At 76.7% G+C, this 11,640-nt stretch carries 14 protein-coding genes; 4 read left to right on the forward strand and 10 right to left on the reverse strand.

From position 1 onward, the window contains the following. Positions 1-14 precede the first annotated feature (14 nt). From hemC to hemB, 3 genes are all read left to right on the forward strand, one after another. Positions 15-1,043: a hydroxymethylbilane synthase gene (gene hemC, locus ACFY07_RS13970; protein ID WP_390868866.1), complete on the forward strand. Its 1,029-nt coding sequence runs from the start codon at positions 15-17 to the stop codon at positions 1,041-1,043. After that, a complete protein-coding gene (locus ACFY07_RS13975) occupies positions 1,040-2,734 on the forward strand; it encodes a uroporphyrinogen-III synthase (RefSeq protein WP_390868867.1) in 1,695 nt (564 codons plus the stop codon). Before hemC ends, ACFY07_RS13975 begins: the two co-directional genes overlap by 4 nt. 105 nt (positions 2,735-2,839) lie before the next feature. After that, positions 2,840-3,826, forward strand: coding sequence for a porphobilinogen synthase (hemB, locus tag ACFY07_RS13980; RefSeq protein ID WP_390868868.1), 987 nt, complete (start codon positions 2,840-2,842; stop codon positions 3,824-3,826). Positions 3,827-3,910: 84 nt separating this feature from the next. On the opposite strand, the gene ACFY07_RS13985 is transcribed toward hemB, so the two are convergent. The 3 genes from ACFY07_RS13985 to ACFY07_RS13995 form a co-directional block, all read right to left on the reverse strand. After that, positions 3,911-4,318 carry a hypothetical protein gene (locus ACFY07_RS13985; RefSeq protein WP_230746169.1) on the reverse strand — a complete coding sequence of 136 codons (408 nt, stop codon included), beginning with the start codon at positions 4,316-4,318 and terminating at the stop codon, positions 3,911-3,913. Between the two features lie 109 nt (positions 4,319-4,427). Beyond that, on the reverse strand, positions 4,428-4,820 hold the full coding sequence (locus ACFY07_RS13990; protein ID WP_390868869.1) for a chaplin: 393 nt from the start codon (positions 4,818-4,820) through the stop codon (positions 4,428-4,430). Between the two features lie 65 nt (positions 4,821-4,885). Beyond that, a complete protein-coding gene (locus ACFY07_RS13995) occupies positions 4,886-5,128 on the reverse strand; it encodes a chaplin (protein WP_230746174.1) in 243 nt (80 codons plus the stop codon). A gap of 593 nt (positions 5,129-5,721) precedes the next feature. On the opposite strand from ACFY07_RS13995, the gene ACFY07_RS14000 reads away from it, so the two are divergent. After that, a complete protein-coding gene (locus ACFY07_RS14000) occupies positions 5,722-5,967 on the forward strand; it encodes a chaplin (RefSeq protein WP_230746176.1) in 246 nt (81 codons plus the stop codon). A gap of 118 nt (positions 5,968-6,085) precedes the next feature. Here ACFY07_RS14000 and ACFY07_RS14005 read toward each other — a convergent pair whose 3' ends face one another. The 7 genes from ACFY07_RS14005 to ACFY07_RS14035 all read right to left on the reverse strand — a co-directional run bounded on the left by ACFY07_RS14005 (position 6,086) and on the right by ACFY07_RS14035 (position 11,595). Further along, positions 6,086-6,346 (reverse strand): hypothetical protein, encoded by a 261-nt coding sequence (locus ACFY07_RS14005; protein WP_390868870.1) that lies wholly within the window; start codon positions 6,344-6,346, stop codon positions 6,086-6,088. Continuing rightward, positions 6,343-6,777, reverse strand: a complete 435-nt coding sequence (locus ACFY07_RS14010; protein WP_390868871.1) for a hypothetical protein — start codon at positions 6,775-6,777, stop codon at positions 6,343-6,345. Before ACFY07_RS14010 ends, ACFY07_RS14005 begins: the two co-directional genes overlap by 4 nt. 151 nt (positions 6,778-6,928) lie before the next feature. Beyond that, positions 6,929-8,407, reverse strand: coding sequence for a sensor histidine kinase (locus tag ACFY07_RS14015; RefSeq protein ID WP_390868872.1), 1,479 nt, complete (start codon positions 8,405-8,407; stop codon positions 6,929-6,931). After that, the gene (locus ACFY07_RS14020) at positions 8,404-9,144 is read right to left on the reverse strand and encodes a response regulator transcription factor (RefSeq protein ID WP_390868873.1); all 741 of its coding nucleotides are present in this window, start codon (positions 9,142-9,144) and stop codon (positions 8,404-8,406) included. The genes ACFY07_RS14015 and ACFY07_RS14020 overlap by 4 nt, the downstream gene beginning before the upstream one ends. Positions 9,145-9,297: 153 nt before the next feature. Next, the gene (locus tag ACFY07_RS14025; protein WP_390868874.1) at positions 9,298-9,633 is read right to left on the reverse strand and encodes a YnfA family protein; all 336 of its coding nucleotides are present in this window, start codon (positions 9,631-9,633) and stop codon (positions 9,298-9,300) included. A gap of 125 nt (positions 9,634-9,758) precedes the next feature. After that, positions 9,759-10,592, reverse strand: a complete 834-nt coding sequence (locus tag ACFY07_RS14030) for a hypothetical protein (protein WP_390868876.1) — start codon at positions 10,590-10,592, stop codon at positions 9,759-9,761. A 376-nt stretch (positions 10,593-10,968) separates the two neighbouring features. Continuing rightward, positions 10,969-11,595 carry a hypothetical protein gene (locus ACFY07_RS14035; RefSeq protein ID WP_390868877.1) on the reverse strand — a complete coding sequence of 209 codons (627 nt, stop codon included), beginning with the start codon at positions 11,593-11,595 and terminating at the stop codon, positions 10,969-10,971. Positions 11,596-11,640: the final 45 nt, after the last annotated feature.

The raw sequence follows: 11,640 nt of genomic DNA on the forward strand, positions 1-11,640 counted from the left end.
GGGACGATCATGTCATGAATGGTCAACTCAGCGCCATCGCAGGCGAGTTGAAGCAGCGGACCCTGCGGCTCGGCACCCGCCGCAGCGCCCTGGCCATGGCCCAGTCGGGCATGGTCGCGGAGCAGGTCTCCCGGGCCACCGGCCGCCCCGTCGAACTGGTGGAGATCACCACCTACGGCGACACCTCCCGCGAGCACCTCGCGCAGATAGGCGGTACCGGCGTCTTCGTCTCCGCCCTGCGCGACGCGCTGCTGGACGGGCGCATCGACCTGGCCGTGCACTCCCTCAAGGACCTGCCCACCGCCGCCCCCGACGGGCTGCTGCTGGCCGCCGTCCCCGAACGGGAGGACGTCCGCGACGCCCTGGTGGTCCGCGACGCCCTCACCCTCGACGAGCTCGCCGAGAAGTGCGGCGCCCGCGGCGAGGGCCGCCCGGCCCGCGTCGGCACCGGCTCGCCCCGCCGCATGGCCCAGCTCAACGCGTACGCCGCCGCCCGCGGCCTGGACCTCGAGACCGTGCCGATCCGCGGCAACGTCGACACCCGCATCGGCTACGTCCGTGCGGGCGAGCTCGACGCCGTGGTGCTGGCCGCCGCCGGGCTGAGCCGCCTCGGCCGCCTCGCCGAGGCGACCCAGCTGCTCGGGACCGACCTCATGCTCCCGGCCCCCGGCCAGGGCGCGCTGGCCGTCGAGTGCGCCGCCGGCGACACCGCGCTCGCCGCAGCGCTCGCCGTGCTCGACCACCGCCCCACCCGGGCCGCCGTCACCGCCGAGCGAGCCCTGCTCGCCGCCCTCGAAGCCGGCTGCTCCGCCCCCGTGGGCGCGCTGGCCACCGTGCTCGGGCCCGAGGGGCCCGCCACCGAACTGCGGCTGGAGGGCGTGGTCGGCACCCCCGACGGCGCCGCCCTGCTGCAGATGTCCACCACCGGTCCGATCGTTCTCGACGGGACCTCCGAGCAGCAGGCGCAGGCCCTCGGCCGCGACCTCGCCGCCCGGATGCTCGCCGGGGGCGCGGCCGGTCTGATGGGGGAGCGAGTCCTGTGAGCCCCACCGCCACCACCGACGCACACGGCCACCGCAAGGGCGGACAGGTGACCTTCCTGGGCGCCGGACCCGGCGACCCCGGACTGCTGACGCTCCGCGCGGTCGAGGTGCTGGCGTCGGCCGACGTGCTCGTCGCCGACCCGCTCACCGCCGCGGCCGTCCGCACCCACTGCCCCGAGGGCGTCGAGGTCCACACGCCCGGCGACGCCGACGGCGCCGACGGCGCCGGCGGAACCGCCGGCGACGCCGCGGAGACCGCCGACTGGGGCGCCGCCGCCCTGGCCAAGCTGGTCGCCACCGCGGTCAAGGCCGGCCGGCACGTCGTGCGCACCGTCGACGGCGACCCCGGCCTGGACGGCCGTGCCGCCGAGGAGATGCTGGCCTGCGCCAAGGACCGCATCCCCTTCGAGGTCGTGCCCGGCGTCGCCCAGTCCGTGGGCGTCCCCGCCTACGCCGGCGTGCCGCTGCGCGGCCGCCGCGGCGCCGACGTCCGGTTCGTCGACGCCGCCACCCTGGAGCCGCAGGGCTGGGCCGACCTCTGCACCTGCGACGCCACCCTGGTCGTCCGCACCACCCTGGGCCAGCTCCCCGCCACCGCCGCCGCCCTGACGGCCCACGGCCGCAAGCCCGACTCGCCCCTCTCGGCCACCCTCGGCGGCACCACCACCCGGCAGCGGACCTTCACCGCGACGCTGGCCACCATCGCGGCCGAGCTCAAGAGCGCCAAGGTGCTGCCCTCCCCGGTGTCCGCACCGGTCGACCCGCAGACCCCCGTCATAGCGGTGGTCGGCGAGCAGGTCGGCATGCGCGACTCCCTGTCGTGGTTCGAGACCAAGCCGCTCTTCGGCTGGAACGTCCTGGTGCCCCGCACCAAGGAGCAGGCCGCCTCCCTCTCCGACCAGCTCCGCTCCTACGGCGCGGTGCCCCACGAGGTGCCCACCATCGCCGTGGAGCCGCCGCGCACCCCGCAGCAGATGGAGCGGGCGATCAAGGGCCTGGTCACCGGCCGCTACGAGTGGATCGCCTTCACCTCGGTCAACGCGGTGCGCGCGGTCCGCGAGAAGTTCGAGGAGTACGGCCTCGACGCCCGCGCCTTCGCCGGCATCAAGGTCGCCGCCGTGGGCGAGACCACCGGCCAGGCGCTGGTCGACTTCGGCGTCAAGCCCGACCTCATGCCCTCCGGTGAGCAGTCCGCGGCCGGGCTGCTGGAGGACTGGCCGCCGTACGACCCGGTCTTCGACCCGATCGACCGGGTGCTGCTGCCCCGCGCCGACATCGCCACCGAGACCCTGGTGGCCGGGCTCATCGACCTCGGCTGGGAGGTGGACGACGTCACGGCCTACCGCACCGTGCGCGCCTCGCCGCCGCCGGCCGCGACCCGTGAGGCGATCAAGGGCGGCGGCTTCGACGCCGTGCTCTTCACCTCGTCCTCCACCGTGCGGAACCTCGTCGGCATCGCCGGCAAGCCGCACAACGTCACCGTCATCGCCTGCATCGGCCCGGCCACCGCCAAGACCGCCGAGGAGCACGGCCTGCGGGTCGACGTGCTCTCCCCGGCGCCCTCCGCGGCCGCGCTCGCCGAGGCCCTCGCCGACTTCGGCGCGGCCCGCCGCGACGCCGCCCTGGAGGCCGGCGAGCAGGTGTACCGGCCGAGCGAGCGCCGTCCCGGCTCCCGCAGGAAGGCCCGCTGACCCGCCCGGAACCGCCCGACCCGTCCCGTCCGGGACACCCCGCCGCCGGCAGCACCCGGCCGGCGGGGCGCCGCCGGGAGCCACGCTGAAAGGCACCGCACCGTCATGACCGGCTTCCCCCTCCACCGCCCCCGGCGGCTGCGCACCACCCCGGCGGTGCGCCGCCTGGTCGCCGAGACCCGGCTGCACCCGGCCCAGCTGATCCTCCCGGCCTTCGTGCGGGAGGGGATCGCCGAGCCGGTGCCGATCACCTCCATGCCCGGCGTCGTCCAGCACACCCGCGACACGCTGCGCAAGGCGGCGGTGGAGGCGGCCGAGGCCGGCCTCGGCGGGATCATGCTCTTCGGGGTGCCCGCGGTGCAGGACGCCTGCGGCTCGGAGGGGACCAACCCCGACGGCATCCTCCAGCAGGCCATCCGCGACGTGGTGGCCGAGGTCGGCGACCGGCTGGTGGTCATGTCCGACCTGTGCCTGGACGAGTTCACCGACCACGGGCACTGCGGCGTGCTCGCCGCCGACGGCACCGTCGACAACGACGCGACCCTGGAGCGCTACGCCGAGATGGCCGTGGTCCAGGCCGAGGCGGGCGTCCACATGGTCGGCCCCTCCGGCATGATGGACGGCCAGGTCGGCGTGGTCCGCGAGGCCCTGGACGGCGCGGGCCACCAGGACGTCGCCGTCCTCGCCTACACCGCCAAGTACGCCTCCGGCTTCTTCGGCCCTTTCCGGGAGGCCGTCGGCTCCTCGCTCCGGGGCGACCGCAAGGGCTACCAGCAGGACCCGGCCAACGCCCGCGAGGCGCTGCGCGAGCTGGAGCTCGACCTCGCCGAGGGCGCCGACCTCGTCATGGTCAAGCCCGCCATGGCGTACCTGGACGTGCTGCGGCAGGTCGCCGACGCCTCCCCGGTGCCGGTCGCCGCGTACCAGGTCTCCGGCGAGTACGCGATGGTCGAGGCCGCGGCCGCCAACGGCTGGATCGACCGCGACCGGGTGGTCATGGAGACGCTGACCTCCATCCACCGGGCCGGCGCCGAGCAGATCCTCACCTACTGGGCCGTGGAGGCCGCCCGCACCCTGCGGGAGCGGCTCTGACCGCGGCGCGCACGCCGCGCACGCGCCGAGGGCGGCTCCCCCACGGGGAGCCGCCCTCGGCGCGTCACGGGCGGGGGCCTGCCCTCAGCCCCGCACCGCCCCGCCCAGGACCTGGCCCAGGACCGGCAGGTCCTTGAGCCCGCCGCCGCCGCTGAGCGGCGCGGTCAGCGGCAGGGTGCTGAGGGGGCGGGTCTGCCCGTTGGGGGTCTTCGGCTCCACCGAGACGGCGTTGGTCAGCGGGTCGGCGGAGGAGTTGGCCCAGGGGTCCAGCCGCAGCTCCGTCACCGGGCGCAGGGCGCTGCCCGCGGTGGTGCCGAGCGTGCCGAGCGCCGCCCTGGTGTCCACCGGCTGCAGCGTGGCGTCGGGGGCCTGGGCCGGCTGCGGGGCACGGGCCTCGGCGGCCATGGCGGGCGTGTGCGCGGCGAGGGTGCCGAGCACGGCCGCTCCGACGGCGGCGAGTGCGCGGCCTGCCGCGCGGGACGGGGTCTTCATGGCTGTCGTCCTCTCCTGGGGGCGGGCTCTCCTGGGGCCGGTCTGCGGCGCGGCGCTGCCCCTCGGGCTCTCGGGCTCCGAGGGGCAGCGCCGTACGGTGCGACGCGGATCAGCAGTCCTTGCCGTGGCCCTTGCCGTGCTCGCCCTTGTGCTCGCCGTGGCCCTTGTCCCAGCCGCCGTGCTCGTGGCCGCGCTCGCCGCCGTACCCGTGGCCGCGCTCGCCGCCGTACTCGTGGCCGCGCTCGTGGCCGAAGCCGCCCGAGGCGTTGATGCAGGTGTTGCCGAAGGCCGGGTTCAGGATGCCCACGACGTTGATCGAGTTGCCGCAGACGTTGACCGGGATGTGGATCGGCAGCTGCACGACGTTGCCGGAGGCCACACCGGGGGAGCCGACCGCCGCACCCTGGGCGCCGGCGCCCAGGGCGGAGGCGGAGGCGGCACCGGCGACGATCATGCCGAGGGAGGCGGCAGAGACGAGGGTGGCCTTCTTGATGTTGCGCATGGTGAATCTCCTGGATTCGGATGGGTGCCGCCTGCGGTGGCCGCGGACGGCGGTGTGGAACTGGGTCAGCCGGCGTTGACGCAGGTGTTGCCGAACGCGGGGTTCAGCAGGCCGATGACCGTGATGGTGTTGCCGCACAGGTTGACCGGGACGCTGACCGGGACCTGGATGACGTTGCCGGAGACGACGCCGGGGGAGCCGACCGCGGCACCCTCCGCGCCGCTGCTGGCCGAGGCCGCACCGGCACCGGCGGCGAGCAGGCCGGACGCCGCGACGGTGATGACGGCAGCCTTCTTGAAAGAGCGCATGGTGGGAATTCCTCCGTGTTTCCGCCCGGCCGTGGAACCGGCGGGCGATGTGCGAAACGACAATGCTGGCCCCAGGGATGCGCGCAATGTGCGGCGATCACTCGGGCGGCCCACCCCGGGCATTTCCGCCACGGTGCAAGCCGGAGTGTTCAGACGATTACACACAGTTCCCCGAGAAGTTTTGGCACACGCCGTGATGCCCCGCATGTCGAGGCGGTCCGCTGGGATGGAGACCCGCTCCCGGGAGCGGCCCGAGGCTGCGTCAGGCAGTGCGCCGGACGTCCCGGAGGGCCGGTTCCAGCGCTGCTGCCGGCGTGCTGACGGCGTTTCCGGGTGCCGTCCCGACGATGTGGCGCATGGTTTCTTCTCTCCCGAGGGGCTGGATCGAGGACCTCGTGCTGGAGAACGACCGACCTGCCGCCCGGGAACGGCCTCGGGTGCGGCGATCACCCGGATGGGGGGTGCGGGCCGGGACTTTGCTGCATGCGGGTGAATATGCGACATCGCTCATGCCCTGCGGCCCGGAGCGTCGTTGATCAGGAGGCACGCTCAGTGCTCACGGTTCGACAGGTATGTACACAAAGGAGACATCAATGAACGCGCCCAAGAAGGTGGCCGCCGTTTCCCTCGCCGCCGCCGGCCTGATCGCCGCGGGTGCGGGTTCCGCCATGGCGAGCTCCGGGGCCGAGGGTGCCGCGATCGGCTCGCCCGGCGTCATCTCCGGCAACGCCATCCAGGTGCCGGTCAGCGTGCCGGTGAACCTGTGCGGCAACACCGTCAACCTGCTCATCGCCGCCGTCAACCCGGCCTTCGGCAACACCTGCGTCAACGCCGGCTGACCCGCTGCGCGCCGGAGCCGCCGGCACCCGTCTCCCTCCTAGGGCGGGTGCCGGCGGCTCCGTGCCGTCCGGCTCTCTGCGGTGTGCGGCTCCCCGGCCGCGCGGCGCGGCGGACGCCCTACCCGTCGGCGGTCGCGTCGGCGTCGGCGGCGTCGGCCGCCTGCTCGGCGCCGGAGACCAGCCCCTGCATCCGCTGCAGGTCGGCGTCGGCCGCGTCGCCCGCCCCGGCCCCGGACCCGGCCGCCGCCGACGGCGCTGCCGGCGCGGGCGCGGCCGGCGCGGACGCGGCCGACCGGTCGGTGCATCCGGTGACGGCGGGCGCCGCCAGGGCGAGGGCCGCGGCCAGCAGCAGCGCGGCGCGGCGCGGCGCCCCGGTCACGACGTGCCGTCCGCGTCACCGCGGGTCCGGCACCAGGCCTCGACCTTCTGCAGGTCGGCGCGCCGCTGGGTGAGGGTGCCCACCATGGACTTCCGGTGGTCGAGACGGTGGCTGAGGTAGTCGTGGACCGCCGTGTGCCCGGCGGCCTGGGCGTTGTCGACCCGCTGCTGGAGGCGGGCGATCGAGCCGCGGACCCCTGGACCGGCCTGCAGGCGGGTCAGGGCCCGGTCGATGCGGCGCTCGATCCTGTGCGCGCGGGCGCAGAGCATCCTCGCGCCGTCGCCCTTCACGGCCTTCGCGCCGGCGGACGCGGCGGGTGCGGGGGAGGCGGAGCCGGTGGCCGCGGAGGCCGGGACGGCGGCCGTGGTCAGCAGGGACCCGGCGAGCGCGAGCCCGGCCAGTCCTCCGGTGAGTGCGGTCCTGCGGTTCATGGGACGTCCTTTCCGCTGGTACGACACGGTTCCCGTCCGGTGCCCCTGCCGGGGCCGGACGGCGTGCCGCCGAGCGTAGGGAGGCTCCCTGGGGATTCTCTGGGAGCCCCGGACCCGCCGGACCCTGCCGGACCGGGACGGCGGAGCGGGCTCAGGCCGGGAGGCCCGCCGTGGTGCCGGCCAGCCAGTCGCGGCGCAGCGGGAGCTCCAGGGTGCGGGTGTCGTCGGGGGAGGGCAGCAGCGGCAGCCGCACCTCGAACCTGCTCCCGCCTCCCGGCGCGTCCAGCACCCGCACCGTGCCGCGGTGCAGGTGGACCTGCTGGGCGATCAGTGTCAGGCCGAGGCCCGAACCGGGGCTGCCGGGGCGGCGGTGGAACCGTTCGAAGACCCGCTCCCGCTCGGCCGGCGGGACGCCCGGCCCGCGGTCGTCCACCGTGAGGACGGCCGACGGCGGGCCCGCCTGCCCGCTCCGCCGCAGCCGGACCTCCACCCGCCCCGCCGCGTCCGGCCCGCGGCCGTGGACCAGGGCGTTGGTGAGCAGGTTGTCCACGGCCATCCGCAGGCCCGGCTCCCAGCCCCAGGCCCGCAGGTCCTCGGCCGCCTCCACGGCCAGGTCCGCCTCCGGGCGGCGGCGCGCGGTGTCCCGGACGCAGCTGCGGACCAGCAGGGCCAGGTCCACCGGCCCGAAGGCGTCGGCCTCGACCAGGTCGCCCTGGGCCAGTCCGCGCAGGGTGAGCAGCAGCCCCAGCAGCCGGGCGTGCTCCGTGCGCAGGTCGCCGAGGATCTCCTCCCGGTCGGCGGGGTCCAGGTGCGGGTGGGCGCTGAGGACCTCCAGGTTGGTCTGCATGCTCATCAGCGGGGTGCGCAGCTCGTGGGAGGCCGCCGCGGAGAAGGAGCGGGCGGTGGCCAGCGCCTCGGCTGTCCGCCCGGCCTGCTCGTCGTACCGGGCCAGCACGGTGTGCAGGGTGCGGGCGAGGTCGTCGACCTCCGCCACCCGGGTCGGCGCGTGCGGCGGGCGGGCGGTGCTGGTCCGCGGGTCCAGTCCGCTGGTGCGCTGCTGCAGCAGCCGCAGCGGCCGCACCGCCCGCCGGGCGACGAGCAGCCCCGCCCCGGCGGCGAGGGGCGCGGCGACCAGGGCCGCCAGGACGACACGGGACCGGACCGCGCGGATCCGTGCCTGCCGGGCGGAGTCCGGGGAGAAGAGCCGCAGCGTGCCCCCGGCGGCACCGCCCACCGGCAGGGCCAGCGCCCGCCAGCTCTCCCCGTCCGCGCGCACCGTGGCCGGGGTCCCGGCCACCCCGGGCAGCGGCGTCCCGGCCGGCGGGGTCGGGCCGCCCTCGGCGACCACCGCCCCCGAGCGGTCGGCGACCTCGACGCCGACGTCCAGGGCGGCGGAGAACAGCAGGCGCTGCCGGGTGCGCTCCGCCCGCGGCCGTCCGCCGAGCTGCGCGGCGAGCAGGCCCCTGGCCAGCGGGGCGGCGGCCGCGGCCCGGGCGCGCAGGTCGCCGTCCCGCTGCCGGTCCAGGTCCCGGTCGACCAGGCGGAGCAGCAGGCCGCCGGAGGCCAGGACCAGCAGGGGCACCGTGACGCCGACCGCGACGGCGACCCGGGCGGCGAGTGAGAGCCTCACCGGTCCGCCCCCGCCCGGTCCGCGTCCGGCCCGCCCGCGTCCGGCCCGTCGGGGCGCAGGACGAAGCCGACCCCGCGCACGGTGTGGACCAGCCGCGGCCGCCCGCCGGCCTCCAGTTTGCGCCGGAGGTAGCTGACGAAGGTGTCGACCGTGTTCGTGGTGACCTGGAAGTCGTACCCCCACACCCGGTCCAGCAGCGTGTCGCGGCTGAGGACCAGCCCGGCGTTGCGGGCCAGCACCTCCAGCAGCTCGAACTCCCGCCGGGTCAGGGCGACGGGCACGCCGTCGCAGCTCACCTCCCGGGTGGCCGGGTCCAGGGCCAGGCCGCCCACCCGCAGCACCCCCGAGGGGGCCTGCCCGCGGCGCCGCAGCAGTGCCCGCAGGCGCAGCACCAGCTCCTGCAGGGCGAACGGCTTCACCAGGTAGTCGTCCGCGCCCGCCTCCAGGCCGGCCACCCGGTCGTCCACCTCGTCCAGCGCCGAGAGCATCAGCACCGGGAGCTCGCTCCCCGCCGCCCGCAGCCGCCGGCAGACCTCGGTGCCGGCGAGGTCGGGCATCGAGACGTCGAGCACCACCGCGTCCTGGCCGCCGCGCGCCAGTTCGGCCAGGGCCGCCACGCCGCCGGGCGCGAGCGCCACCGCGAAGCCGTTCAGCCGCAGCCCGCGCTCCAGCGACCGCCGGATCGCCGCGTCGTCGTCCACCACCAGCACCCGTGCCGCCGCCGTCGCGTCCGCCACCTGCCGCCCACCGCCCTCCGCCGCCCGTGGATCCGGCCGCACCCTAACCCGGGGCGGCGCGGCCCGCGGCGCCGGTGGGCCGTTCCCAGAGAAATCCCAGAGTTCTCCCGGGCGCCCGCGGGCGGCGTCCGCCCGGCCCGCCCGGCCCGCCGGTCAGCGCCCGCGCGGTGCGTACATGATCAGCCCGACGCCGGCCAGGCAGACGAGGGCGCCCGCCACGTCCCACCGGTCGGGCCGGTAGCCGTCCACGGCCGCCCCCCAGGCCAGCGACCCGGCGACGAACACCCCGCCGTACGCGGCCAGGATCCGTCCGAAGTGGGCGTCCGGCTGGAGGGTGGCGACGAACCCGTACGCGCCCAGCGCGACGACGCCCGCGCCGGCCCACGCCCACCCGCGGTGCTCGCGGATGCCCTGCCACACCAGCCACGCGCCCCCGATCTCCAGGACGGCGGCCAGCAGGAAGAGCAGGACGGAGCGCGCGACGGTCATGGCCGGGACCCTACCGGGGCGCCCCGGGGCCCCGGGCCGTGCCGGCCGGGCCCGGCGCGGCCGCGTCCCGTGCCGCCGGGCCCGGCGGCACGGGACGCGGCGCCGAACCGCGGCGCCCCCGGGTGTCAGTACCGCTGGGCCTTGGCCACCTTCGGTCTCACCGGCCCGCCTGCGGCCTCCGCCGCGAAGGCCAGCTTGGTGGCGACGGCCCCCGCCGCCAGGTCCTTCGCCCCCACCACCGCGGACTCGACGGTCTTCCCGGAGGCGTCGACGAAGTCGACCTGCACGGCGTAGGAGGCGGTGGCCCCGCTGCTGTTGGTGATGGTGACCTTCGCCCCGGGGCGGCCCCCGGAGGTGCCGAGCGGCACCCCGGTGACCCGCACGTCGCCGACCGCGTTGCCGCTGCCGCCCACCTTGCCCAGCGCGGCCGACGCCGAGGCCTTCCCCGCCTGGACCTGGGCGGCCACCGACGCCTCGAAGGCCGACGCCCGCGCCCGGATCGAGGCGGCCGCCGCCGACGCCGACTCCAGGACCGAGGGGTGCGCGGAGGCGAACGACGCCGCGGCCGACTGGACGGCCGACGCCTGCCCCTGCGCCTCGGAGGCGATGGCCCCGGCCGCCTCGGAGGCGCGGGCCGCGGCGGACGCCGCGCCCTGCGACACCTCGGCGGCGGCCGACGCCGCGAGCCGGGACACCTGGGCCGCGGCCGACGCCGTGCTCCCGCCGCTCCCGTCCGAGCTGCTGCACGCGGTCGCCGCCGCGGCGACCGCACCGGCGGCGGCGAGGACCGCCGCGCCGCCCGCCAGCCGCCGCCGCGCGATGCCCTCGGTCCGGGCCGTGGTGCGCTCCGTCGCCGCACGCCCCCCGCTCCCGGCGCCGTGCCGGGCGGCGTCCCGCCCGCCGGCACCGGGCTCCCGCGTGCCGCGCTCCTCGGTGCCGCGCTCTCCGGTCGTGCTCATCGGGCTGCTCCTGCGGGGCGTGGGGTCGCCCGGGCGTTCCGCCGCGGGCCCGACCGCCAGCATGTCCCCCGCCCCGCCGGCCCCGCGACCGGTGCTCGCCCCAAGGGGTGACGGCCGCCCTGATCAGGCGTACGGCGGCAGTTCCCGGGTGCCGGCCGTCCGTCGCCCCACCTGGACGATGTCCCCGAACACGCAGTCGTGACGTCCGCGGTGACGGGCGCCCTCCGGTCCCGTGCCGGGGTCGGACAGCACGGCCACCGTGCCCTTCCGGGGGTCCACGAGGAGGTACAGCGGGATACCCGTCGCGGGGTGGTCGTGCGTCTTCGCCGCACACCGCGACCGCCCCGGCGGGTGCTCCCCGGCGGGTCCTCCCCGGTCAGGGCCAGACGAGGCAGAAGAGCTGGTGGCCGGCGTCGTGGAGGCGGTTGGCGAAGTCCTGCCACTCGTGGAGCATCTTGTAGATCACGAAGGCGTCGCGCGGCCCGCGGCGGTCGGGGACGGTGGACCAGATGAAGGCGGCGGCGCCCAGCTCGGTCTCGTCCGCCTTGCGCAGGGGCTCGACGACGCTGGAGGGCAGCTGGACGACGGCGTAGTCGGGGTGCAGGACGACCAGCTCCAGGGGCGGCACCTGCTGGAGCGGCACGCCCTTGATGCCGGTGAGCACCATCGCGCTCATCGTCTCCGGCTTGATCTTGGTGGAGAGGTGGCGCCCCACGGCGTCCTCGCGCTCGAAGGCGCGCTCCTCCGCCTCGATGCGCTCCTCCGCGCCGATGAGGTCGCCGAGGCGACCCAGGGTGCCGAGCTCGCCGGCGTCGAGGCCGAGTCCGTCGCGGCCGAGGGCGGTGGGCACGCGGGCTGCGGTGGCGCGGTCCGGCGCCCCGAAGTACTTGTAGGTCACCCCCACCCGGCCACCGCCTCCCCTCTCTCTCCCCGCTGAATCCGCAGCCCTCCGGGAGGGCCCGGCCGTCCTCTCGGAGTCGTCACGCTCGGACACTCGGACCATCCTCACCGGAGTTCGCCGAAACCGACAGACCTGGCGCTGCCGCCC

Source organism: Streptomyces sp. NPDC001380 (assembly GCF_042895785.1).
In the GTDB taxonomy this organism is placed as follows: domain Bacteria; phylum Actinomycetota; class Actinomycetes; order Streptomycetales; family Streptomycetaceae; genus Peterkaempfera.